At 68.5% G+C, this 23,765-nt stretch carries 23 protein-coding genes and 1 pseudogene; 7 read left to right on the plus strand and 17 right to left on the minus strand.

Annotated elements, in window-relative coordinates; all coding sequences use genetic code 11:
* Positions 1 to 3: 3 nt before the first annotated feature.
* The 10 genes from ACWGE0_RS29655 to ACWGE0_RS29700 are packed head-to-tail and all read right to left on the minus strand — an operon-like array spanning position 4 to position 9,584.
* Positions 4 to 276: a hypothetical protein gene (locus ACWGE0_RS29655; protein WP_452264186.1), complete on the minus strand. Its 273-nt coding sequence runs from the start codon at positions 274 to 276 to the stop codon at positions 4 to 6.
* Between the two features lie 54 nt (positions 277 to 330).
* Entirely contained in the window at positions 331 to 2,184 is a 1,854-nt protein-coding gene (gene iolD, locus ACWGE0_RS29660) for a 3D-(3,5/4)-trihydroxycyclohexane-1,2-dione acylhydrolase (decyclizing) (protein WP_452264187.1), read from the minus strand.
* Positions 2,181 to 3,068: a 5-deoxy-glucuronate isomerase gene (gene iolB / locus ACWGE0_RS29665; protein ID WP_452264188.1), complete on the minus strand. Its 888-nt coding sequence runs from the start codon at positions 3,066 to 3,068 to the stop codon at positions 2,181 to 2,183. Before iolB ends, iolD begins: the two co-directional genes overlap by 4 nt.
* Positions 3,065 to 3,970 carry a Cgl0159 family (beta/alpha)8-fold protein gene (locus ACWGE0_RS29670; protein ID WP_452264189.1) on the minus strand — a complete coding sequence of 302 codons (906 nt, stop codon included), beginning with the start codon at positions 3,968 to 3,970 and terminating at the stop codon, positions 3,065 to 3,067. The genes iolB and ACWGE0_RS29670 overlap by 4 nt, the downstream gene beginning before the upstream one ends.
* Positions 3,967 to 4,899, minus strand: a complete 933-nt coding sequence (gene iolC, locus ACWGE0_RS29675; RefSeq protein ID WP_452264190.1) for a 5-dehydro-2-deoxygluconokinase — start codon at positions 4,897 to 4,899, stop codon at positions 3,967 to 3,969. The genes ACWGE0_RS29670 and iolC overlap by 4 nt, the downstream gene beginning before the upstream one ends.
* Positions 4,896 to 5,666 carry an ATP-binding cassette domain-containing protein gene (locus ACWGE0_RS29680; protein ID WP_452264191.1) on the minus strand — a complete coding sequence of 257 codons (771 nt, stop codon included), beginning with the start codon at positions 5,664 to 5,666 and terminating at the stop codon, positions 4,896 to 4,898. The genes iolC and ACWGE0_RS29680 overlap by 4 nt, the downstream gene beginning before the upstream one ends.
* Positions 5,663 to 6,712 carry an ABC transporter permease gene (locus tag ACWGE0_RS29685; RefSeq protein WP_452264192.1) on the minus strand — a complete coding sequence of 350 codons (1,050 nt, stop codon included), beginning with the start codon at positions 6,710 to 6,712 and terminating at the stop codon, positions 5,663 to 5,665. Before ACWGE0_RS29685 ends, ACWGE0_RS29680 begins: the two co-directional genes overlap by 4 nt.
* A gap of 15 nt (positions 6,713 to 6,727) precedes the next feature.
* Positions 6,728 to 7,711, minus strand: a complete 984-nt coding sequence (locus tag ACWGE0_RS29690) for a sugar ABC transporter substrate-binding protein (protein WP_452264193.1) — start codon at positions 7,709 to 7,711, stop codon at positions 6,728 to 6,730.
* A 14-nt stretch (positions 7,712 to 7,725) separates the two neighbouring features.
* Positions 7,726 to 8,586 (minus strand): TIM barrel protein, encoded by an 861-nt coding sequence (locus ACWGE0_RS29695; RefSeq protein ID WP_452264194.1) that lies wholly within the window; start codon positions 8,584 to 8,586, stop codon positions 7,726 to 7,728.
* Between the two features lie 2 nt (positions 8,587 to 8,588).
* Positions 8,589 to 9,584 (minus strand): Gfo/Idh/MocA family protein, encoded by a 996-nt coding sequence (locus tag ACWGE0_RS29700; protein WP_452264195.1) that lies wholly within the window; start codon positions 9,582 to 9,584, stop codon positions 8,589 to 8,591.
* Between the two features lie 134 nt (positions 9,585 to 9,718).
* Between ACWGE0_RS29700 and ACWGE0_RS29705 the strand changes: the two genes are divergently transcribed.
* The 5 genes from ACWGE0_RS29705 to ACWGE0_RS29725 all read left to right on the plus strand — a co-directional run bounded on the left by ACWGE0_RS29705 (position 9,719) and on the right by ACWGE0_RS29725 (position 14,177).
* Positions 9,719 to 10,831: a LacI family DNA-binding transcriptional regulator gene (locus tag ACWGE0_RS29705; RefSeq protein ID WP_452264196.1), complete on the plus strand. Its 1,113-nt coding sequence runs from the start codon at positions 9,719 to 9,721 to the stop codon at positions 10,829 to 10,831.
* 14 nt (positions 10,832 to 10,845) lie between these two features.
* Positions 10,846 to 12,339, plus strand: coding sequence for a CoA-acylating methylmalonate-semialdehyde dehydrogenase (locus ACWGE0_RS29710; protein WP_452264197.1), 1,494 nt, complete (start codon positions 10,846 to 10,848; stop codon positions 12,337 to 12,339).
* A gap of 319 nt (positions 12,340 to 12,658) precedes the next feature.
* Complete coding sequence (locus ACWGE0_RS29715; RefSeq protein ID WP_452264198.1) at positions 12,659 to 13,021, plus strand: hypothetical protein; 363 nt, start codon at positions 12,659 to 12,661, stop codon at positions 13,019 to 13,021.
* 383 nt (positions 13,022 to 13,404) lie between these two features.
* Complete coding sequence (locus ACWGE0_RS29720) at positions 13,405 to 13,671, plus strand: hypothetical protein (protein WP_452264199.1); 267 nt, start codon at positions 13,405 to 13,407, stop codon at positions 13,669 to 13,671.
* On the plus strand, positions 13,668 to 14,177 hold the full coding sequence (locus ACWGE0_RS29725) for a BTAD domain-containing putative transcriptional regulator (RefSeq protein WP_452264200.1): 510 nt from the start codon (positions 13,668 to 13,670) through the stop codon (positions 14,175 to 14,177). Before ACWGE0_RS29720 ends, ACWGE0_RS29725 begins: the two co-directional genes overlap by 4 nt.
* Before the next feature lie 39 nt (positions 14,178 to 14,216).
* Here the strand turns inward: ACWGE0_RS29725 and ACWGE0_RS29730 are convergent, their stop codons facing one another.
* The 3 genes from ACWGE0_RS29730 to ACWGE0_RS29740 are packed head-to-tail and all read right to left on the minus strand — an operon-like array spanning position 14,217 to position 17,212.
* Complete coding sequence (locus ACWGE0_RS29730) at positions 14,217 to 15,674, minus strand: tripartite tricarboxylate transporter permease (RefSeq protein ID WP_452264290.1); 1,458 nt, start codon at positions 15,672 to 15,674, stop codon at positions 14,217 to 14,219.
* Between the two features lie 54 nt (positions 15,675 to 15,728).
* Positions 15,729 to 16,247, minus strand: a complete 519-nt coding sequence (locus tag ACWGE0_RS29735; protein WP_452264201.1) for a tripartite tricarboxylate transporter TctB family protein — start codon at positions 16,245 to 16,247, stop codon at positions 15,729 to 15,731.
* The gene (locus ACWGE0_RS29740; protein ID WP_452264291.1) at positions 16,244 to 17,212 is read right to left on the minus strand and encodes a Bug family tripartite tricarboxylate transporter substrate binding protein; all 969 of its coding nucleotides are present in this window, start codon (positions 17,210 to 17,212) and stop codon (positions 16,244 to 16,246) included. Before ACWGE0_RS29740 ends, ACWGE0_RS29735 begins: the two co-directional genes overlap by 4 nt.
* A 130-nt stretch (positions 17,213 to 17,342) precedes the next feature.
* On the opposite strand from ACWGE0_RS29740, the gene ACWGE0_RS29745 reads away from it, so the two are divergent.
* Together ACWGE0_RS29745 and ACWGE0_RS29750 are read left to right on the plus strand one after the other, a co-directional pair.
* The gene (locus tag ACWGE0_RS29745; RefSeq protein WP_452264202.1) at positions 17,343 to 18,878 is read left to right on the plus strand and encodes an ATP-binding protein; all 1,536 of its coding nucleotides are present in this window, start codon (positions 17,343 to 17,345) and stop codon (positions 18,876 to 18,878) included.
* On the plus strand, positions 18,875 to 19,546 hold the full coding sequence (locus tag ACWGE0_RS29750) for a response regulator (protein ID WP_452264203.1): 672 nt from the start codon (positions 18,875 to 18,877) through the stop codon (positions 19,544 to 19,546). Before ACWGE0_RS29745 ends, ACWGE0_RS29750 begins: the two co-directional genes overlap by 4 nt.
* On the opposite strand, the gene arfB is transcribed toward ACWGE0_RS29750, so the two are convergent.
* The 4 genes and pseudogenes from arfB to purF all read right to left on the minus strand — a co-directional run bounded on the left by arfB (position 19,529) and on the right by purF (position 23,753).
* Complete coding sequence (arfB, locus tag ACWGE0_RS29755; protein WP_452264204.1) at positions 19,529 to 19,957, minus strand: alternative ribosome rescue aminoacyl-tRNA hydrolase ArfB; 429 nt, start codon at positions 19,955 to 19,957, stop codon at positions 19,529 to 19,531. The two genes, ACWGE0_RS29750 and arfB, sit on opposite strands and share 18 nt — an antisense overlap.
* Positions 19,958 to 20,642: 685 nt before the next feature.
* Positions 20,643 to 21,101: pseudogene (locus ACWGE0_RS29760) on the minus strand (SigE family RNA polymerase sigma factor); the annotation flags it as partial.
* 54 nt (positions 21,102 to 21,155) lie between these two features.
* Positions 21,156 to 22,217: a phosphoribosylformylglycinamidine cyclo-ligase gene (gene purM, locus ACWGE0_RS29765; RefSeq protein ID WP_452264205.1), complete on the minus strand. Its 1,062-nt coding sequence runs from the start codon at positions 22,215 to 22,217 to the stop codon at positions 21,156 to 21,158.
* Between the two features lie 30 nt (positions 22,218 to 22,247).
* Positions 22,248 to 23,753, minus strand: a complete 1,506-nt coding sequence (purF, locus tag ACWGE0_RS29770; protein ID WP_319965027.1) for an amidophosphoribosyltransferase — start codon at positions 23,751 to 23,753, stop codon at positions 22,248 to 22,250.
* Between the last annotated feature and the right edge of the window lie 12 nt (positions 23,754 to 23,765).

The raw sequence follows: 23,765 nt of genomic DNA on the forward strand, positions 1-23,765 counted from the left end.
GTCTCAGTCACTGAGCGGTGACGTAGAGACATCGACGACACCGCGTTCGCGCCGAACTTCGGGCGTGATCTCCGACGGCCACTTAGTGATGCGCAGCCATGGCAGATCCTGGTCGACGACCGGTGTCGGGTGCTCCGGACCACCGGGCGCTCCCACGGCCCACGGTGACCGGTTGCGCACGAAGCTGCCGACGGTGACCTGGACGAACCGGCGGTCCTTCACCGAGTCCTTCGAGATCCGCTCCAACACGTAGAGCCCGCCGACCCGGACTTCCACGTTGTCGTTGGCGAGGTGCTCGACCGTGGCACGGCGGTATCCCCTGTTGGTGTCTCAGCTCAGGTAGCGGACCTGCTTGGCCTTGCCTTCCAGCACTTCCTCCCGCGCGGCCGCGATCTCCGGCCGGTGCGAGACCTCCGGCACGCCGACCTCCCACCACGCCCCTGCCTCGGTCCACGACGACGGGTGCGTGCGGATCACGACGACGGCCGGGCGCTTCTCCGACACCGCTGCCTCGCGGGCCTTGCGGTAGGCGCCTTCCAGCTCGCCCAGCGAGTCGACCGGGAAGACCGCGCAGCCCATCGCCGCCGCGTGGCCGGCGAAGTCGGTGCGCGGGGGTTCGGTGTGGCTGGTCGTGCAGTCGGAGTAGAGGTTGTTGAAGCCCGCGCCGCCCTGGCCGGTTTGCAGGCGGTGGATCACCGCGTAGCCGTCGTTGTCGCAGACGACGGCCACGAAGCCGTGGCCGGCGAAGGACGCGGAGAACAGTTCGGAGTTCAGCATCAGGTACGAGCCGTCGCCGAGGAGGGTGGTGACGACGCCCTCGGTGTGGGCGATGGCGGCGCCCCAGGCGCCGGCGAGTTCGTAGCCCATGCAGGAGAAGCCGTACTCGACGTCCATGGTGGCCTCGCCGGACGCGCGCCAGCCGCCGATCAGTTCGCCGGGCAGGCCGCCGGACGCGGTCATGACGTAGTCGGTGGGGCCGCTGACGTCGTTGACGACGCCTACTACCTGGGCGTAGGTCGGCAGGCCGGTTCCCGGGGTGCGCAGCGAGGAGATGTGGTCGTCCCACTTCGTGCGCTCGGCCAGGGCCTGGCGGGACCAGTCGGGCGGGGCCTCCCAGGCGCCGAGGGCGTCGGTCAGTTCGCGCAGGCCCTCGTCGGCGTCGGCCACCAGGGCGAACGAGCCGTGTTTCACGGCGTCGAAGCGGGCGGCGTTCAGGGAGACCAGCCGCACGTCCGGGGAGAAGACGGTCCAGGACGCGGTGGTGAAGTCCTGCAGGCGGGTGCCCACCGCGATGACCAGGTCGGCTTCTCCGGCGAGGACGTTGGCCGAGGTCGAGCCGGTGATGCCGAGCGGGCCGGCGTGCAGCGGGTGGTCGTGCGGGACGAGGGTGCGGCCCGCGGTGGTTTCGGTGATCGGGATGCCGTGTTGTTCGGCGAACCGCAACGCCCTGCCCGCGGCACCGGAGTAGCGGACACCTCCGCCGAGCACGAGCAAAGGCCGTGATGCGGAACGGATCGCGCGGGCGGCCTCGGACAGAGCCCGGAGGTCGGGGCGCAGACGCAGCGGGCGGTGGACGACCTCGGCGAAGAGCGCCTCCGGGAAGTCGTAGGACTCGGCCTGGACGTCCTGCGGCAGAGCGAGGGTGACCGGGCCGCACTCCGCCGGGTCGGTCAGGACGCGCGCCACCTGCGGGAGCGTGGAGAGCAGCTGCTCGGGGCGGGTGATGCGGTCGAAGTAGCGGCTGACCGCGCGGAACGCGTCGTTGACGGTCGCGGTCGGGTCGTGGAAGTGCTCCACCTGTTGCAGCACGGGGTCGGGCGCGCGGCCGGTGAAGGTGTCGCCGGGCAGGAGCAGCAGGGGCAGGCGGTTGGCGTGCGCGACGCCGGCCGCGGTGATCATGTTCAGGGCACCGGGGCCGATGGACGACGTGGCGACGCCCACCTGGCGGCGGTGTGAAGCCTTGCCGATGCCGACCGCGGCCAGCGCCATGCCCTGCTCGTTGTGGCCGCGCCACACCGGGATGCGGTCGCGGACCTCCTCCAGGGCATTGCCGAGGCCGAGCACGTTGCCGTGGCCGAAGATCGCGAACACGCCGGGGAACAGCGGCGCGTGCGAGCCGTCGAAGAGTTCCGTGCGCTGGGCCAGCATCCACCGGACCAGTGCCTGCGCGGTCGTGAGCTTCACTTCACTCGCCCCTCAGCAGTCGTTACCGGGCAGCGCGGGTCGAGTTCCTGCGTCGCCCAGCTGTCGCGGACCCAGGTGTGCGCCGGGTCGTCGCAGAACGCCATCGAACGCTCAGAACCCGGACCAGCGAGAACATTCAGGTAGTACATGGGATATCCGGGCGCCGCGACGCACGGGCCGTGGTAGCCGCGCGGGATCAGGAAGACGTCGCCGTCCCGCACGGTCACGTCCTCGTCGATCGTGCCGTCGTCGGTGTACGTGCGGTGGAAACCGAAGCCGGTCCGCGAAGGGGTGACCTGGTCGCGGTCGGCGATCCGGAAGTAGTAGATCTCCTCGTTGTTCACCTCGCACGGCTCCGAGGTGTCGTGCTTGTGCGGCGGGTACGAGGACCAGTTGCCGTCCGGGGTGATCAGCTCGCACGCGTTGAGCTTGTCCGCGTGGTCCCACACGCCCGGCACGCCGAAGTTCGTGACCTGACGGGTGGCGTTGCCCGAACCGCGCACCCCGACCGGAACATCGTCGGCCGGTCCGTACTTGGCTGTCAGGCGGTTCTCACAACGCGCCATCGGCAACGCGACCTCACATCCATCCACAGAGGACAGTTTGACCGAGGCATCGCGCGGCACGTAAGCGAAGTCCGTGACACGGGTGAACACCGAGTCACGGCCCTGCAGTTCGAACCGGAGATCATCGACCTCGACCGTCAGCGATCCAGCGAGCGGCAGCACGAACGCCTCGAACGCGCCGGTCTCGATCGTGCGCACCCAACCGGCCTCGATCCGCAGCACACGCAGACCGGTGTACGTCCAGTCCGCGTCCTCCGGCGTCAGGTAGATGACATCGGTCGAGGTCGAGAGAGTCCCGTGTGGACGGTGCAGAGTCATTCCGTGACTCCCTTCGCGGTGCGCAGGATTTCGGCAGCGGCGGCGACGGCGGACGCGACGTCGTTGTCCGGCGGGTAGAGCAACGCCCGGCCGACGACCAGGCCGCGCACGGTCGGGTGGCGCAACGAGCGGCCCCACGATGCGAGGTCGTCTTCCGGCCGTTCGGACGGCACGCCGCCGAGCACCAACGCGGGCAACGCCGTGGTGTCCAGCACGACGTCCGGCTCGTCCGGCGCGGGCAGCTTCAGCCAGGTGTAAGCGGACGTCGAACCCAGACCCGCGGCCACGGCAGAAGCACGCGACAGGGCTGCGGCATCCTTCTGCAGCACCAGCTTTTCGTTGTGATCACGCTTGTAGGGCAACGGTTCGACCATCGCCATCAGGCCGTGCTCCGCGAGTTCGGTGACGGCCCGCGCGCAGCCTTCCAGCGTCGGGATCGTGCCGGGATCCGAATCGACCAGGCGCAGCAGCATCTTGCCGCCGTCGAGCCCGAACGTCGCGATGGACGACGCGTCGTACGCGGTGAACCTGTCGTCGATCTCCCAGTCCGCGCCGGCCAGGCCGCCGCGGTTCATCGAGCCGATGACCACGCGCTCGTCCAGGCCGTCCAGCAGCAGCAGGTCCTCGATCACGTCCGGCGTGCCGAGCACACCGTCGACCTCGGGATTCGCCAGCGCCGTCAGCAACCTGGCGAGCAGCGACCGCCGATCGGCCATCGCCAGCGGATCACCGCCGACGCCCAGCGCACCTCGTGCCGGGTGATCCGCCGCGACCAGGAACAGCGTGGACTTGCCGTTCAGCAACGAGTTGCGCCGCTTGCGCGCCTGATAGGCCCGCCTGATCGAGCCGGGGTCCTCTGCCCGCCGCCACAGCAGTTCGCGCCACTGCCCATCCGTGATCACAGCAGTTCCTCGATCTCTTCCTGGTCGGGCATGGCATCGGCGCAGGCCAGTCGGGACGCCACGATCGCGCCCGCCGCATTGGCGTAGCGGGCGATCTTCACCGGGTCCCAGCCGGACAGCAGGCCGTGCACCACCGAACCACCGAACGCGTCACCGGCACCGAGCCCGCACACGACCTCGACCGGGTTCGGCTCGACGGTCCACCGGCCCTCCGGCGTGGCCACGAGCACGCCCTCTGCGCCCTTCTTGATGAGCGCCAACGAGATTCCGCGCGCCAGCAGCCGGTCCGCGGCCTCGTCGGGGTCGGACGTGCCGACCGCGACCTCCACCTCGGTCCGGTTGCCGACGGCGACCGTGACGTGGTCGAGCATCCAGCCGATCTCGGCGCGCGCGGTCTGCACGTCCGGCCAGAACATCGGCCGGTAGTCCAGGTCCAGCACCGTGTGCTTCTTGCGTCCGCGGTTCGCCAGCATCATCCGCTGACTTCCACGGGCGGGCTCGGCGGAAACGCCGGTGCCCGTGACCCACAGCAGCGGCACGTCGCGCGTGAGGGCCCACGGCACGTCGTCCTCGTTCAACGTCAGGTCCGGCGCGATCGGCAGCCGGTAGAACAGCAGCGGCGGGTCCGCCGGCGGGTTGAGCTCGCAGAACACCACCGGGGTCAGAAGATCGGGCGAGGTGCCGACGTGTTCCGACGACACCCCGAATCCTTCGAGTGCCTGGCGTACGTAGGTGCCGAACCCGTCCGGCCCGACCTTGGTGAGCACGCCGGCCCTGCGGCCGAGCCGCGCGGCGGCGACCGCGACGTTGGTCGCGGTGCCGCCGAGCGACTTGGCGAAGGTGCTGACCTCGGCCAGCGGCACCCCGGACTGCTCCGGGTAGAGGTCGACACCGACCCGGCCGACGGTCAGCACTTCCAGAGACGTCACGCCTCGACACCTCGCAGCTCGTGCTCCAGCGCTTCCAGCTCGGCACCGCCGGCCATCTGGCGCGTCAGCTCGTTGATGTCGATCTCGTTCTTCTCGTAGCTGCCCAGCGCACGACCGCGCTTGAGCAGCAGGAACCGGTTGGCGACCGGGTAGGCGTGGTGCGGGTTGTGCGTGATCAGCACGACGCCGAGGCCACGATCACGCGCCTGGGCCACGTACTTCAGCACGACGCCGGCCTGCTTCACGCCGAGAGCCGCGGTCGGTTCGTCCAGGATCAGCACCTTGGCACCGAAGTGCACCGCGCGGGCGATGGCGACGCACTGCCGTTCGCCACCCGACAACGTGCCGACGGGCTGTTCCACGTCCCGCAGGTCGATGCCCATGTCGGACAACGCCTTCTTCGTGACGGCCCTGCCCTTCTTGTGATCCAGGAACCCGAACCGCGTGGTGGGCTCCGAGCCGAGGAAGAAGTTGCGCCACACCGACATCAGCGGCACGACCGCAAGGTCCTGGTACACGGTCGCGATGCCGTGGTCCAGGGCTTCACGCGGCGACGAGAACTTGATCTCGTTGCCCTCGACCTTGAACGAACCCTGGTCGTGCTGGTGGACTCCGGCCAGGATCTTGATCAGGGTCGACTTGCCCGCGCCGTTGTCGCCGAGCACGCAGGTGACCTCACCGGCGTTGACCACAGTGGACACATCGCTCAGCGCGATGACGCTGCCGTAGGTCTTGCCGATGTTCTCGGTCTCGATGAGTGGTGTCATCGCCGGACCCTTTCCGCTCGGCGGCGCAGCATGTTGTTCACCAGCACGGCGGCCAGCAGCATCACGCCGAGGAACAGCTGGAACCAGTCGCTGTTCCAGCCCGCGTAGACGATGCCCTGCCGGGCCATGCCGAAGATCAGCGCGCCGATCGCCGCACCCACCGCGGAACCGAAGCCACCGGTGAGCAGGCACCCGCCGATCACCGCCGCGATGATGTACTGGAACTCCAGGCCGATGCCCTGGTTCGCCTGCACGCTCGCGTACCGCAGGATGTTGATCGAGCCGACCAGCCACGCCGCGAACGCCGTGGTCATGAACAGCAGGATCTTGGACCGCACGACCGGCACACCGACCGCACGCGAGCTCTGCGCGGCACCACCGATCGCGAAGATCCAGTTGCCGAACTTGGTGCGCAGCAACACCGCCGACGCGATGACGGTGAACAGGACCCACCAGATGATCGACACGTAGAAGCTGGTGCCGCCGATCTGGAACGTCGAGGCGAACAGGAATCCCGCCGACTCGTAGCCGGCGGTCTCCCGCATGCCCGACACCTGCACGCTGCCCGTCACCAGGCGCGTGATGCCGAGGTTGAGGCCCTGCAACGCGAGGAAGCTGCCCAGCGTCACGATGAAGCTCGGCAGGCCCGTGCGCATCACGAGCCAGCCGTTCAGCGCGCCCACCGACAACGCGAAGGCGAGCGACACCAGCAGTGCCAGCCAGACGTTGAGTCCCAGCTGGGTGGCGAGGAGAGCCGTGACGAGCGCGGTGGACGCGGTCATGACGCCGGCGGACAGGTCGAACTCGCCGCCGATCATGAGCAGCGCCACCGCGACCGCCATGATGCCGAGCATGGAGGCGTCGTCCAGCCAGGTGGCGGCACCACCCATGCTGAGGAACTGCTCGGTGACCACGGAGAAGAACAGGAACACGAGCAACGCGCCGAGCATGGCGCCGATCTCCGGGCGCTTGATCAGCTGATCTACCGCCCTGGGTTTGCTCAGCCGTTCGTCAGCAGCCGGTGGCGCTTGGGCCGTCACGGTCATCTCCCCGCTTCCTCCTTACCGCTTGCCGTTCTTGGCGTACTCCGCGACCTTGTCCACATTGGACTTGTCGACGAAGCCGGGACCGGTCAGGACGGGCTTGCCACCACCGAGGGTGTTGGCGTTGTCCTTGAAGAGCTTCAGCATCACGATCGGCAGGTAGCCCTGCTCGTACTGCTGCTGGTCGACGGCGAACAGCACGTCGCCCGCCTTGATCGCGCTGACCACGTCCGCGTTCAGGTCGAACGTCGCGACCTGCGCCTTCGAGCTCGCGCCCTTGATCGCGGCGGCCGCGTTCACGGCGACCTGCGGGTTCAGCGCCAGCACACCGTCGACCGCGGTGTCGGACTGGAGCTTGGCCTTGATGCGGGACTCGATGTCGGTCGGGTTGCTGATGTCGACCTGGAGGTTCTCCACCGCGCCGCCGAAGCCGCTGCGGGCGCCGTCGCAGCGCTGGTTGAGGCCCGTGTTGCCGGCCTCGTGGATCACGCACAGCAGCTTGGTCTTGCCCGCTGCCTTGAGCTTCTTGCCGGCTTCCTCACCGGCGATCGACTCCTCCTGGCCGACGTGCGCCATGGCACCGAACTCCGCGCTCTTCGCGCTGCCGGAGTTGATCGTGATGACCGGGATGCCCGCCTTCACCGCGTTGTCGATGGAGGTCTTCAACGCATCCGGGTTCGCCATCGACACCACGATGCCGCCGACCTTCTGCGACACGGCGTTGTCGATCAGCTTGGCCTGGGCGCCGGGGTCGCCGTCGGAGTTGTAGGTGACGCCGACGCCGAGCTGCTTGCCCGCGTCCTCGGCGCCGACCTTCACCACGCTCCAGAACGCGTCACCCGCGGTTCCGTGCGTGATGACGGCGACCTTGAGGTCACCCGTCGCCGGCGCGCTGTTGTTCTGCGTGGTCTGGGAGTTCGTTCCCGTTGGACCGCTGCACGCGGCGAGTAGAGCAACACCGGCGAGAGCTACGCCCGCACGGATGACCAGACGAGACTTCATCGTCTCCAGTCCCTTCAGAGGATCTTGCTGAGGTGCGCGAGGCTGCGCGCGGTGTCCTTCAGTGGCTTGTCCACTGCGCTTCCGTCCTTGAGCTGGGTGTCCTGCTCAAGAACGAACCATCCGGTGTAGCCCGCCTCTTGAACGAGCTTCACCAGCGCTTCCACGTCCACGTCGCCGTCCCCGAGCGGCACGTAGATGCCCTGTTCCACGGCATCGGTGTAACTGAGTTCGCCGCTGCGCACCTTCGCCGCGATCTCGTCACGCACGTCCTTGAGGTGCACGTGACCGATCCGGTCCGGGTAGCGGCGCGCCAGCTCGACCGGGTCCGTGCCACCGATGAGCAGGTGGCCGGTGTCCAGGCAGAGCTGGAGATCGGAGTCCGCGAGGAACCTGTCGACCTCGGCCTCCCGCTCGACGTGGGTGCCCACGTGCGGGTGCAGCACGGTCTTCAGGCCATGCCCTGCGGCGATCTCGCGGATCTTCGCGCAGGTTGCGACGAGGGTGTTCCACTCGTCGTCGGTCAGCTGGGGCGTCTCGTCGTAACCGTCCAGCCCGGTGGCTGCGGCGAGCACGAGCACCTCGGCACCACCGGCCTTGAGGATCGCCGCCACCCGGTCGGCTTCGTCCAGAGTGGACTGCACGTCGGTGTGCAGCGTGACCGCGAGGAAGCCGCCGACCAGCGTGAGCTCGTGCCCGGCGAGCAGCGTCTTGAGCTGGGCGGGGTCGGCGGGCAGGTAGTCGGGCGGGCCCAGTTCGGTCGCGGTCAGGCCGAGCGAGTGCATCTCGGCGAGAACCGTGTCGGACGGGAGCACGTTGCCCCAGCCGGGAACCTCGCACACGCCCCAGGAGATCGGTGCCCCAGCGATCTTCGCCATGCCTAGTTCCCCTCGATACGAACCGGTGCGCCACTGCGACGCGACTGCTCACAAGCTTCAGCCAGGCGGAGGCTGATCAAACTCTCCCGCGCTGGCGACGGGTTCGCGACCTCGCCCTTGATGACCTGCGTGAACAGGTTCATCTCGTTGACGTACGCGCGGTGGAAGCGCTCCGGGAAGCCGGGGTAGGCGTCCGATCCGGCCACGTGACCGCCGGGCTCGAGCGAGTTCAACGGCGTGCGCGGGTCGACGCCGGCGACCAGGGAGTCCTTGCTGCCGAGCACCTCGATGCGGTGGTCGTAGCCGATCGGGTCGTGCCGTCCGCCGGCCAGCGTGGCGTGCGCGCCGCCCGCGAACTTCAGCATCACGACGGCGTTGTCCACGTCGTCGGCGTCCGCGAACGCTTGGTGCACCAGGACGGAACCGCTCGCGTAGACCTCGACGACCGGTTCGCCGACCAGCCACGGCACGCAGTCCAGGTCGTGGATCAGCAGGTCGCGGAAGATGCCCCCGGACGCGGGCAGGTAGGAGAAGTCCGGCGGGTTGGCGTCGTTGCCGACCGCCCGGACCAGGTAGACGTCGCCGACCTCGCCCGCGCGGATGCGGCGGTTCAGCTCGTAGATGGCGGGGTCGAACCGGCGCTGGAACCCGACGAGCACCTCGACGCCGGACTTCTCGACGTCCGCGATCAGCGCGGCCATCTCGGCGACGTCGCTCGCGATCGGCTTCTCGCACAGTGTGGGGACACCCTTGCCGATCGCCGCGCGGAGCATCTCGGGGTGGGTGTTGGTCGGCGTGGCCAGCAGGACGCCGTCGACGTTGCTCAGCAACGTGTCGAGGTCGTCCACCGCCTTGGTCCCGCTCAGCTCAGCCGACGCCTGCGCGGCACGACCGGGCACCGGGTCGAAGAGAAGCACCTCGTCGACTCGATCCAGTGCGGCGAGGTTGGTCGCGTGCATGGTGCCGATCCTGCCGACACCCGCTACTCCGATCCGCATCGCAGGTTTCCCCTGTTCATCGCCGGTGAAGTGTTAGAGCGCTCTATTGGTTGGAGCGCTCCAATGCTGTAGCTTCCGTCACACGGGTGTCAAGGGTGGGTTTCCTGCTCGTGACGTGAGGGGAGGTGATTCCGGTGGTCAGACCGACTATGGAAGACGTCGCACTGAGGGCAGGCGTGTCCCGCGCACTGGTGTCGCTGGTGATGCGCGGTTCACCCAAGGTGAGCGAGATGCGACGCACCGCTGTTTTGAAGGCGGCAGAAGAGCTCGGTTACTCGCCGCACGCGATGGCTCGTTCGTTGGCCTCGCGCACGTCGACGGTGCTCGGCGTGATGGTGTCCGACCTGCACAACGCGTTCTTCGCCGAGGTCGTGGACGGCATCGACGAGGTCGCGCGCGAGCAGGGGTTCGACATCATCATCAACACCGGTGGCCGCTCACCCGCCCGCGAGCGCCGCGCGTTGGAGAGCCTCCAGTCGTTCCGTCCTGCCGGGCTCATCCTGTTGTCGCCCGTTGTGCCCGCGACCGCGATCTCCAAGGCGGCCGAACAACTTCCGATCGTGCTCGTGGCCCGTTCGTCGCGGGTGTCCACCGTGGACACCGTGAACGACGACGGCGAGCAGGGTGCGCGGCTGGCGATCGACCACCTGGTCTCGTTGGGACACAAGCGCATCGCACATCTGGACGGCGGTGAAGGCACCCAGGCCGGACCTCGCCGTCGTGGCTACGTCACCGCCATGGAAGCCCACGGCCTGCCGCCGCAGATCGTCACCTCCGAGTACACCGACGTCGCCGGGGCACGGGCGATCCGTTCGCTGATCGCCGACGACGCTCTGCCCACGGCCATCCTGTCCTGCAACGACTTCAACGCCGTCGGTGCCATTTCGGCGTTGGAAGACGCCGGGCTGCGCGTGCCGCAGGACGTTTCCGTCGTGGGGTACGACAACACGTCGCTGGCGGCTCTTCGCCATGTCTCCCTGACGACGATCGACCAGCCCCGTGCCGAGTTCGGCCGGCTGGCTGCCGAGGCGCTCCTGCAGCGGGTTCGTGAAGAACGCACCGAACCTGTGCGCCACCTCCTCAATCCCTCGCTAGTAGTCCGCAACACAACCGCCCCACCAGCGACTTCGCGTCGGTCGTCCGGTTCCCTCTTCTCGCCAACCGCCGAAGGCGATTCGGCGGGAAGCGGGGACCGGACGACCGACTTCCAGGCGAAGTCGCCGGAGCGGCGGAGCCGCGACCAATAACACGGAGGCTTGCGTTGAGCACCATCCCCCACTGGATCGACGGCGCCCGCACCACGGGGGTGTCGTCCCGCACGTCGGACGTCTTCAACCCGGCCACCGGCGAGGTCGCCTCCCAGGTCGTGCTCGCCGAGCAGGCCGACGTCGACCTGGCCGTCGCCTCTTCGCTGAAGGCCGCGCAGTCCTGGGCCGAGTCGTCGCTCTCGACGCGTTCGCGGATCCTGTTCGCCTACCGCCACCTGCTGCACGAGGCACGCGGCGAGCTCGCCGCGATCATCACGTCCGAGCACGGCAAGGTGCTCTCCGACGCCGCCGGCGAGGTGCAGCGCGGCCTGGAGGTCGTCGAGTTCGCGTGCGGCATCCCGCAGCTGTTGAAGGGTGAGCACTCCGAGCAGGTATCGCGTGGTGTCGACGCGTACTCGTTCCGCCAGCCGCTCGGTGTCGTCGCGGGCATCACGCCGTTCAACTTCCCCGTGATGGTGCCGATGTGGATGTTCCCCATCGCCATCGCGACCGGGAACACCTTCGTGCTCAAGCCTTCCGAGCGCGACCCGTCGGCTTCGGTGCGCCTCGCCGAGCTGTTCCAGGAGGCCGGGCTGCCAGACGGCGTGCTGAACGTCTTGCAGGGCGATGCCTTCGCGGTGAACGCGCTGCTGGACCACCCGGACGTCGCGGCCGCGTCGTTCGTCGGCTCGACCCCGATCGCGAAGCACGTCTACACGCGCGGCACGGCGGCTGGGAAGCGCGTGCAGGCGTTGGGCGGCGCGAAGAACCACATGGTCGTGCTGCCGGACGCCGACCTCGACGTGGCCGCTGACGCCGCCGTCTCCGCTGGTTACGGCTCCGCGGGCGAGCGCTGCATGGCGATCTCGGTCGTGGTCGCGGTGGGCTCGGCGGGCGACGAGCTGGTCGCCAAGATCGCCTCACGCACCCGCGACCTGCACCCGTCGGTGCTGCCCGGTACCAACCCGGACGCTCAGATGGGTCCGTTGGTCACCGGTGTGCACCGGGACAAGGTTCGGTCCTATGTGGACGCAGGCGAGGCCGCCGGTGCGTCGCTGGTCGTCGACGGCCGCGGGTACGCACCCGAGGACCACGAGGACGGCTTCTGGCTCGCGCCAACGCTGTTCGACCACGTCACCCGCGACATGACGATCTACACCGACGAGATCTTCGGCCCGGTCCTGTCGGTCGTGCGCGCCGAGACGTTCGAGGACGCCGTCGAACTCGTGAACAGCAACCAGTACGGCAACGGCACCGCGATCTACACCGGTGACGGCCTGGCCGCGCGCGAATACCAGCGGCGCGTGCACGTCGGCATGGTCGGCATCAACGTGCCGATCCCCGTGCCGATGGCCTACTACTCGTTCGGTGGCTGGAAAGACTCACTGTTCGGCGACACCCACGTGCACGGCGCCGAGGGCGTGAAGTTCTACACCCGCGCCAAGGCGATCACGGCCCGGTGGCCGCAGCAGCACGGCGTGAACCTGGGCTTCCCCACCCACGGCTGATCCGTTCGGCCCAACGGCCGCCCTGTCCGCATCGAGCGAACAGGGCGGCCGTTGCTGTTTGGTACGAACCAATAACAGCTCGAACAACTCGCTGATCTGGACAAATGAACTAAGCGAACGATTGTCCTGCTGAAATTGAGTGCAGTTTCGCTGATCTTGGAATATCCGGGCACAACTGATCGGTTCGACAGAGGTGCTGGACACGGAGGTAAGATCCGCGTTCACACAGTCGAACACCGCTCCCTTTCTCGCGGGCGCCGTCCCGTTTGTTACACCCGCACAAAGGGAGAAGAACGCCTCAGCAGGAGGACCGAACACGATGTCGCCCAGCGAGGACGACAGTCCGTTCGCGACGGCATGCCGCGCCACCACTTGTGCCGAATTCGTCTGCGCGCTGAACCAGCTGCGCCTGTCGAGAGGATTGTCGTATGGGCAGGTGTCGGTCGGCGCCGGCGTCCGCGTGCTGCCGAAGAGCAGCGCCCACGCGCTGTGCACGTTCCGGTTTCCGAAGCGAGAAGACCAGTTGAGAGCGTTCCTCACCGGCTGCGGAGTGCCGGTGGACGCGCTCGACGGGTGGGTGGCGCAGTGGCGGCGCGTGACGGCCTCCCGCGCCAACAGGAGGCCGCACCCCGCTGCTCAGCTGGTCCAAAGCTCGGCCAGGGGTAACTCAGCACCGAAATAGCATTCCGGCACGTTCGCAAGACTAACGGCCCATCACATCGCCGACCAGACTGTTGGACGGCATTGGACGCGGTCAATACGACCAATTGACCACGACATGGTCAGGGGCACCGGCAAAGGTGACAAAAACTGGACAGTTGGACTTCGTTGCACGGAGTTGGACGTCGTTGCACAGGACATGAAAAACGTGGACGGCCATTCAGTTGGCAATCACCCGTGTGAGTGACAGGATCGTGCTTGAGCCGTTATGTCGCGGAGTCCGCGGCAACGCCAATTGCCCGTACGGACGCCATCCGCACATCCGGCTTTTCACTGTTCCGCACCAACTGGTCCACCCGGCGCACGGTGCCGCCTTGCGCCGGGTCCCCCTTTCCAGGAGTTCGCATGACCACCACCCCCTACTCCGGGGCGCTCCACCCACGCCGGCGGTGCTCCACCTCCGCCACCAGCACGGTCCTGCTGGCGGCGACGGCGTTCCTCTTCGCCGGCTGGATGCTCGCGCAGGGCTACTCGCCGGTCGTGGCCGTCTCCACGACGAGCGCGGTCCTGGCCGTGACCACCACGCTGAGCCGCAGCCGGCTGTTCACCGCCAGGTTCGGCCCGCTGCCGCCGGCCAACCAGACGGTGATCTGGCAGGACGGCGAACGATGACCTACCCGGAAGGCGATCCTCTCGAGCGCCTGAACCGGCTCTGGTCACAGCTGATGGCAGGGCTGGCCAGGTCGGGGCGGCGAGCGGAAGCCCTCGCGGCGTACCGCGAAGTGCGGGTGATCCTCGCGGCGGAACTCGGCATCGAGCCCGAGCCGACACGTCCGTTGATCGCGACCTCGACCGCAGAGCTGCGGGCCGCGACCGAGGCCGAGTTCATCGACCTGTTGCGGACGATCCGGGTGAGGTCAGGGCTGACACCGCCGGAGATCTCCCGCAGAGCAGGGCAGACGCTGCCGCGCAGTCAGATCTACTCGCTGCTCAAGCGGGGAAAGCTGCCGACGAAACCCGAGCAGGTGCGGGCGTTCGTGACGATCTGCGGACTGCCCGAACCGCAGGTGGCGCGCGTGATGGAGTTGTGGGCGTCGCTGCGGGAGCAGACCGAACTGGCGGTCCGCGGACCTGAGGACGAGAAGCCGTTCGCGATCCTGATCGTGCGCAGCGCATGAGAAAGCCCCCGCCGGGAGAGCGGGGGCTTTCTCATGCGATCAGGCGTCGACCTTCTCGCGGTCCGGTTCCGTCGCAGCGGGAGGCTTCGGCAGGAACCGCTTGATCAGCGGGAAGAACAGGATCAGCAGGATGACCACGTAGACGATGATCGCCATCGGCGTGTTCACCAGGCCCGTCAGCGAGCCGTCGGAGAGCTGCAACGCACGGCGCATCTGTTGTTCCGCGGCCGGACCGAGGATCACGCCGATGATCGCCGGCAGCACCGGCAGGCCGTAGCGGCGCATCGCGAAACCCAGCAGGCCGATCACGAACATCAGCAGCAGGTCGAAGATGTCCGCGTTCACCGCGTAGGCGCCCACCGAGGCGAAGAACAGGATGCCCGCGTAGAGGTACGGCCGCGGGATTTTCAGCAGCTTCGCCCACAGCGGCGCCAGCGGCAGGTTCAGCACCAGCAGCAGCGTGAGGCCGATGAACAGCGACGCGATCAACGCCCACACCAGGCCGGCTTCGCGCTGGAACAGCAGCGGACCCGGCTGGATGCCGTACTGCTGGAACGCCGCCAGCATCACGGCCGCGACCGCGGTGGTCGGCAGGCCCAGCGTCAGCATCGTGACCAGGGTGCCGGCCGCGGACGCGGACGCCGTGGACTCCGGGCCCGCGACGCCCTCGATGGCGCCCTTGCCGAACTCGTCCTTGTGCTTGGAGAGCCGCTTCTCCGTCACGTACGACAGGAAGGTCGGGATCTCCGCGCCACCGGCGGGAATCGCACCGAACGGGAAGCCGATCACCGGGCCGCGCAGCCACGGCTTCCAGGTGCGCTTCAGGTCGGACTTCGACAGCCACGGGCGGCCGACCGGGATCGGCTCGAACGGCTTGCGGCGCAGGTGGGCCGCGACCCACAGGGCCTCGCCGACCGCGAACAGCGCGACGGCCACGACCACCACGTCGATGCCGTCCGCCAGGTGCAGCGAGCCGAACGTCAACCGCTGCTGGCCGGTCATCTCGTCGAGCCCGACCAGGCCGAGCGTGAGGCCGATCAGCAACGACGCCACGCCGCGGATCCGGGAGGCACCGAGTACCGAGGTCACCGCGATGAAGGCCAGCACCATGATCGCGAACAGGTCGGGTGCGCCGATGTCGACCGCGTGCTTGGCCACGAACGGCGCCAGCAGCACGATCAGGATCGTGCCGATGATGCCGCCGGTGAAGTGGCCGATGGCGGCGGCGGCAAGCGCTTGCGCACCACGTCCCTTGCGGGCCATGGGATTGCCTTCGAAGGCGGTGACCACCGCCGCGCTTTCGCCTGGCGTGTTCAGCAGGATCGAGGTGGTCGAGCCGCCGAACATGCCGCCGTAGTAGATGCCGGCGAACATGATGAACGCGCCGGTCGGCTCCATGCCGTAGGTGACGGGCAGCAGCAGTGCGACCGCCATGGCCGGGCCGATGCCGGGCAGGACGCCGATCGCGGTGCCGAGCAGCACGCCGATCGCCGCCATGAGCAGGTGGGTCGGCGTCAGCGCGGTCGCGAAGCCGTCGAGCAGTTGTTCCACTTAGAACACCTCCATCAACGGGCCACCGGGCAGGGGGACGCCGAGCAGGTTGTTGAAGATCAGGAAGGTCGCGACCGACATGCCGGCCGCGATCAACGGGTCGCGCACCAGGTTGCGGCTGCCGAGCGCGTAGGCCGCGCCCCAGAACAGGATCGCGCCTGAGATCGGGAACCCGACCACGCCGATCAGCACTGCGTTGGCGAGGAAAGCCCCGCACAGCAACAGAACCGTGCGCATGTCGGCCGGTGCGGTCAGGTCGACGTCCTCACCGCCCTCCGCCTCGCCACGACCGCCGCGCAGCACGTCACGCGCCAGCAGGGCGGCCACGAGCAGCAGCAGCGAGCCGACCAGGATCGGCACCGCCTTCGGGCCGACCGGGCCGCGCTGGGCGAAGTCCGTGGGGATGCGCAGCGCGTCGGTCAGCACCAGCACGCCGAGCACGACCAGCAGGGCGCAGATGCCCAGCTCAGAGCGTTCACGGAGCCAGCCCCTGGCTCCCGGCTTCGTCTCGGTCGTCATGCCAGCCCCAAGTCCTTCAGCACCGTTGCCACCCGCTTGTTCTCGTTTTCCAGGAAGGTCTTGAACTCGTCCCCCGGTGCGAAGGCGTCGGTCCAGCCGTTGCGCTGCAACGCTTCCGCCCACTGCGGTGTCTTCTGGAGCCGCGCGAACACGTCGACCAGCTTGTCGCGGTCGGTCTGCGAGATGCCCGGCGGAGCGACGATGCCGCGCCAGTTGGTGAACTCGACGTCCACGCCGGCCTGCTTGAGCGTCGGCGCGTCGATGCCCTGGATGCGGTCCTTGCTCGTCACCGCGAGCACCCGCAACGTGCCGGCCTGGATCTGGTCGCGGTACTCGCCGACGCCTGAGACGCCGAACGCGACCTTGCCGCCCAGGACGCTGGCGAGCAGCTCGCCGCCGCCGTCGAACGGGATGTAGTTGACGGTCTTCGGCTGCAGGCCCACTGCCTTCGCGATCAGCATCGGGGCCAGGTGGTCGGGCCCGCCGGGAGCAGAGCCGCCGCCGACGGTCACGGTGCCGGGGTTGGCCTTCCACGCGTCGACGAGTTGTTGCATCGACGTGTACGGCGAGTCCTTCGCGACCACGACGATGTCCGGTTCCTCGATCAGCTTCGCGATCGGGGTGGTGTCGAGCAGCGAGTTCGGCGACTTGTTCGTGTACACCGCGCCCACGACGCCCAGGCCCATCGACATGATCAGCTTGCCGTTGCCGCGTTCGCCGACCGTGCGGCCGAGTCCGACCGTGCCGCCGGCGCCGGGGAGGTTGAACACCTCGGCGTTGCGCAGCAGGTCAGCGTCCTCCATGGCCTTCGCCGCGGTCCTGGCGGTGATGTCGTACCCGCCGCCGGGCGCGTTCGGCACGAGCACCCGCAGCGCCCTCACCTGGTTCGTGTCGCCGCTGTCCGCACCCGGCGTCAGCAGCGGTGGCACCAGCAGGACGGCGAGCAACGCCGTCGCCACCGCCACCCACACCTTCACCGACACTGTGATCCCCGCCTCTCGTCCGCGTGGTTCGACATGTTGCTCTGGTGTAAACCTTGATGTCGCTCTTGCGCTTCTAAGGTTTCTTTCGGTCTTTCTGGTCACGGGAGGTTTCATGCGCCGCCGCCGTTCCCTGGCCAGCCAACTTCTCGTGTGGCAACTCGTAGTCGTCACCTTGCTACTGTGCGCGGTCGGCGCGCTGACTGTCGTCCAGACGGGCAGCAACTTTCGCTCCAACGAGGAACGCCGCATGCTGTCGGTCGCGGAGACCGTCGCCGCGAACTCGCTGGTCCAGGAGCAGATGGGCAACTGGCGGCTGCTGTCCGCGCCTGCCGAGACGGCCCGCAGCCTGTCCGGTGCCACCTACGTGCTGATCCTCAACGCCAAGCGGCTCGTGATCGCCTCGCCGGACCCCGCCCAGATCGGATCCACTCTGGACACCCGCACCACCGCGCTGGAGGGCAGGTCGTGGACCGGGACGGTCGGCGACTCGATCGAGGCGCACGTGCCGGTGTTCGACCCGATCAGCCGCCGCGTGAACGGCATGGTGATCGCGGGCGCGGAGGAACCGGGGATCTTCGCCGGAGCGCTGGAGCAGCCCGTCGACGCGTTGCGCTACCTGGCGATCGCGCTGCTCATCGGCGTCACCGGGTCGTTGCTGCTGGCCCGCCGGGTGAAGAACCAGACGCTCGGGCTGGAGCCGCACGAGATCACCGCGCTGGTCGAGAACCGCGAGGCGTTGCTGCACGGCATCCGGGAGGGTGTCGTCGGCCTCGACGTGCAGAACCGGATCACGCTGGTGAACGACCACGCGAGCGATCTGCTGGCGTTGCCGGAGGACGCCGTCGGCCGCTCGGTCGAGGAGCTGGAGCTCAACGACCGGCTGCGCGACGTGCTGACCGGCCGCGCGACCGGTGTCGACCAGCTGGTGCTGCGGCAGGGCGTCGTGCTCACGTTGAACCGCATGCCGATCGAGGGCGCCGGCGCGGTGGTGACGTTGCGAGATCGCACGGAACTCCTTGCGCTGCAACATGAACTCGATGCCTCACAGCACGCGACGGACACACTGCGGGCACAGGCGCACGAGTTCGCGAACCGGCTGCACACGATCGCCGGGCTGATCGCGCTCAAGGAGTACGACGAGGTCACCAACTACATTCACCAGATCAGCTCGGCGCAGGACCAGTGGCGGGCGGAGGTCGGCTCGTCGATCGGCGACCCCGCCGTGGCCGCGCTGCTGATCGCCAAGGCGTCGCTCGCGGCCGAACGCGGCACGGCGCTGAGGCTGGGACCGGACAGCGTGCTGGGCCGCGTGGACGAGGCGTTGTCGGCGGATCTGGTGATGGTGCTGGGAAATCTCGTCGACAACGCGTTGGACGCGCTGAGCTCGCTGAGCACCAACGGAGCCGGCAAGTGGATCGAGGTAGGTGTGATGCAGATGGACGACGAGGTCCAGGTCGTGGTGCGTGACTCGGGTCCGGGGGTGGCGCCGGAACTGGCGGAAGAGGTGTTCCGGCACGGGTTCACGACCAAGGCGGCATCGCACGGCGAACGCGGCATCGGGCTCGCGCTGATCAGGCGGGCGTGTCTGCGGCGCGGAGGTTCGGTGAGCGTTTCCGGTTCCGTCTTCACGGCAAGGCTGCCCTGGTGATCCGGGTGCTCGTCGTCGACGACGACTTCATGGTGGCGAAGGTGCACAGCGGATATGTCGCGCGCACAGACGGTTTCGAGGTCGTCGGGGTCGCGCACACCGGCGGTGACGCGTTGCGGCTGGTGTCGTCGTTGAAGCCGGATCTGGTGCTGCTCGACATCTACCTGCCGGACGTCAGCGGGCTCGACGTGCTGAAGTCGTTGCGCGCCAACGAGGAGGTGGACGTCATCGTGATCACCGCGGCGACCGATGTCGACACCGTGCGCAGTGCGATGCGCGGTGGCGTGCTGCACTACCTGATCAAGCCGTTCGACTACTCGGCTTTGCGTGACCAGCTCGCACACTTCGCGTCGTTGCGGGACAAGCTGCACCGGCTGGACTCGGCCGGCCAGGCGGACGTGGACCAGGTGTTCGGGGCGCGGCCTTCGTCGAAGCCGTTGCTGCCCAAGGGTTTGACGCCAGAGACCGCACGGTTGGTGGAGGGCGCGCTGCGGTCACGTCCGGAAGGGCTGTCGGCGTCGGAATGTGCTTCCTCGACGGGTGTCGCGAGGGTCAGCGCGCGCCGGTACCTGGAGCACTTCGTGTCGATGGGACGGGCCGAGGTTCGGTTGCGGTACGGCGGAACCGGGCGCCCGGAACGGATCTACGCGCTAGTCCCAGGAGCCTGAACGGCCGCGGCCGCGTTTGGTGTCCGCGCGGCGCTTCTTCGATGCGATACGGCGTTCCTGCGAGCCCTTGGTGGGCTTGGTCGGCCTGCGCATCGGCGGAGGTGGAGCGGCGGCGCTGCGCAGGATCGCGGCGAGGCGTTCCCGTGCGGCGGCGCGGTTCTGCAGCTGCGCGCGGTGCTCGGACGCGGCGATCGTGAGCACGCCGTCGACCAGCCGGCCTTCCAGGCGGTCGAGCATCCTGCGCTTGAGGTGCTCGGGGATCGACGGCGAGGCAGCCAGGTCGAACGAGAGCTCCACGCGGCTGTCCGCCGTGTTCACTCCCTGCCCGCCCGGCCCACCTGACCTGGAAAAACGTTCGCGCAACTCGGACGCCGGCACCACCAGCGTCCTCGTCACGGTCACGTCGTTCATGCCTTCAAGGTTAGAAGGTCAGACCCGGAAGTGTCGCGATCTTTATCAGCGCCTCGCGGTCGAGCACGGGTTCCGGCCGCTGCGGCTCGCCCAGCAGGTCGACCTTGCCCCAGAACGAGAGGTTGAACCTGCCGATGTTGTCGCTGGTCACCTGGACGTGCGTACCGTCGGGCCGCCACGCCTCCGCCGTCAGCACCTTCTGGGTCGTCGTCCCCGGTATCGGCATCTGCGCGATGTAGACCTTGATGCCGTTGCGCTCGTACGTGTGGCATTGGGTGATGGGGTCGTTGCAGTCGCCGGTCGAGAGCCGGGGTTCGCGGTCGAGCCAGATGGTGAAGCCGCCGACGCCCTGTGCGTCCCGCAACCGTGCCACCGCCCAGCGTTTGCTGTCGCGGGAGCGGAACTCGAACGCCGTCGCCCTGATCTCCTCGACGTCCTCCGCCGCGAAACCGGGTGGAACGACGCCGGCCTCGCGCAGCACCTTGGTCAGCTCGGCGTTGCGCTCCACCTGCAGGACTGGGTGCGCGGCGTTCTCCTGCGGACGGGCCAGGAAGGCCACGCCTCCGAGTGAGAACACCAGCAGCGCGGTCAACGCGGTCGCGATCGCCGTGCGCCGGCGCGCCAGCCGGGACCTGCCCGCCCTGATGACGTCAGCAGTGTGGATCTTCGATGCGGGCTCGTCCTCCAGCAGTTCGCGCAACGCCGCGAGCCCCTTGGCCGCCTGACTCTTCACCGTGCCCTCCGTCCTGCCGAGGAGGCGGGCGGTCTCGGTGACGCTCAGGTCCTCCCAGTACCGCAGCACGACGACAGCGCGTTGCCCCGGTGGCAACGCGGCGAGCGCCCGGCGCAGGTCGAAGTCCGCGGAGTGGTCCGAGACCGCGAGTTCTGGCACGGCGTCGACGGTCCGTTCACGCGCGAAGAACCCGCGTCGCTGCTCGTCGATGGCGGTGTGCACCACGACCTTGCGGGCGTAGGCGTCGACGCTGTCCTTGCGCACGCGCGACCAGGCCACGTACATCTTGGTCAACGCGGTCTGGACGATGTCCTCAGCGCGATGCCAGTCGCCGCACAGCAGGTACGCGGTGCGGCGCATGACGAGAGCGCGTGCGTCGACGAACTCCCCGAACTCGCGGTCGCGGTCCAAGTGCCCCCTCCTCGGTCGCCGCTTAGTACGCGACGACCGCCTCAGGAGGTTGCCTCAGAAACGCGGGTGGTCGCCGACGAGTGCGGCCCCACCTTCGGGAGACTTGGTGATCTCGCCCAGCACCCACGCCGGGACGTGGCGGGCGGTGAGGACGGCCAGTGCGCGGTCGACGTCCTCAGGTGCGACGACGGCGACCATGCCGACGCCCATGTTGAACGCCTTCTCCATCTCCTCGCGCTCCACGCGGCCGCGCTGGGCGATGAGCTGGAAGATCGGCGCGGGCGTCCAGGTACCGCGGTCGAGCTTCGCGTGCAGGCCCTCCGGCAGCACTCGGGCCAGGTTCGCGGCGAGGCCACCACCGGTGACGTGCGAGAACCCGCGGACCTCTGTCTCGGCGATCAGCGCGAGGCAGTCCTTGGCGTAGATCTTGGTCGGCTCCAGCATCTCCTCGCCGAGGGTGCGGCCGAACTCCTCGACGTGACCCTCGAGCGGCATCCGCGCGATCTCCAGCAGCACGTGCCTGGCGAGCGAGTAGCCGTTGGAGTGCAGGCCGGACGAGCCCATCGCGATGACGACGTCGCCGTCGCGGACCCGGTCCGGGCCGAGCAGCTTGGACTGCTCGACCACGCCGACGCCGGTGCCGGAGATGTCGTAGTCGTCGTCGCCCATCAGGCCGGGGTGCTCGGCCGTCTCGCCGCCGAGCAGCGCGCAACCGGCCTGGACACAGCCCTCGGCGATGCCCTTGACCAGCGACGCGATCCGGTCGGGAACGACCTTGCCGACCGCGATGTAGTCCTGCATGAACAACGGCTCGGCACCGCACACGACCAGGTCGTCCACGACCATGGCGACCAGGTCGATGCCGACCGTGTCGTGCTTGTCGAGCGCCTGCGCGATCGCGATCTTGGTGCCGACGCCGTCCGTGGAGGAGGCGAGGACCGGTTCCTTCCAGCGGTCGAGCTTGAGCTGGAACAGGCCGGCGAACCCGCCGATGCCACCGAGCACCTCGGGCCGATGCGCCTTGGCCGCCCACGGCTTGAGCTTCTCCACCGCCTCGTCACCTGCGGCGATACTGACTCCGGCGGCGGCGTAGGTGGCCTTGGCGCTGTCGGTCACGTCAACTTCTTCCACTTGATCTGGGAGGCCTCACGGGCGACGCAGTGCGTCCTCGGCACCATAGCCGTTGGCCAGAACGGGGGCGGCTGAGCCCGCCACGCCCTTGAGGCCCTCGAGCAGGTGCTTGCCGATGAGCGCGTCCGGCGGCAGTTCGATCGGGTACTCGCCGTCGAAGCACGCCGAGCACAGCCGCGTCTTGGGCTGCTCGGTCGCGGCGATGAGCTGCTCGAGCGACACGTACCCGAGCGAGTCCGCGCCGACCGACCGGCGGATGCCGTCGTCGTCCAGGCCGTTCGCGATGAGCTCCGCCCGCGAGGCGAAGTCGATGCCGTAGAAGCACGGCCACTTGACCGGCGGCGACGCGATCCGCACGTGCACCTCGAGCGCACCGGCCTCGCGCAGCATGCGGACGAGGGCGCGCTGGGTGTTGCCGCGCACGATCGAGTCGTCGACGACGACCAGCCGCTTGCCGCGGATGACGTCGCGCAACGGGTTCAGCTTCAGCCGGATGCCCAGCTGACGGATGGTCTGCGACGGCTGGATGAACGTCCGGCCGACGTAGGCGTTCTTGACCAGGCCCGACCCGTACGGAATGCCGCTGGCCTGCGCGTATCCGATCGCGGCCGGGGTGCCGGACTCCGGCACCGGGATCACCAGGTCGGCCTCGACCGGGTGCTCCTTGGCGAGCCGGCGGCCGATCTCGACACGGGTGGCGTGCACCCCGCGCCCGGAGATCGTCGTGTCCGGCCGCGCCAGGTAGACGTACTCGAAGATGCAGCCCTTGGGCTCGGGGGTCGCGAACCGGCTGGACCGCAGCCCGTCCTCGTCGATCGCGATGAGTTCACCCGGCTCGACCTCGCGCACGAAGCTCGCGCCGACGATGTCGAGCGCCGCGGTCTCGCTCGCCACGACCCAGCCGCGGTCGAGCCTGCCGAGCACCAGCGGGCGGACACCGTGCGGGTCACGCGCCGCGTACAGCGTGGACTCGTCGGAGAAGGTCAGGCAGTAAGCGCCCTTGACCGTGGGGAGCAGCTCCAGAGCGGCCTGCTCGATGCCCTTGTCGGCCGCCGCGTGGGCCAGCAGCGCGGTGAGGATGTCCGAGTCGGTGGTGGCGCCGTTGCGGCTGGAGATACCGAGTTCCTTGACCTTCTCCAACAGCTCGGCGGTGTTCACCAGGTTGCCGTTGTGACCGAGGCTGAGCCCCGACCCGGCGGCCGTGGTCCGGAACGTGGGCTGCGCGTTCTCCCAGGTCGTGGACCCGGTGGTGGAGTAACGGCAGTGCCCGACGGCCACGTGGCCCTTGAGCGACTGCAGGACCTGCTCGTCGAAGACCTGGCTCACGAGTCCGAGGTCCTTGAAGACGACGACCTGCGATCCGTCACCTACGGAGATGCCCGCTGCCTCCTGGCCGCGGTGCTGCAGGGCGTAGAGCCCGTAGTAGGTCATCTTGGAGACGTCTTCACCGGGAGCCCAGACGCCGAAGACGCCGCACTCCTCACGGGGTTCCTGTTCGGACTGGGAATGGTCGTCGACCACCGAATTGGCTCC

The organism is Lentzea sp. NPDC054927, assembly GCF_053610285.1.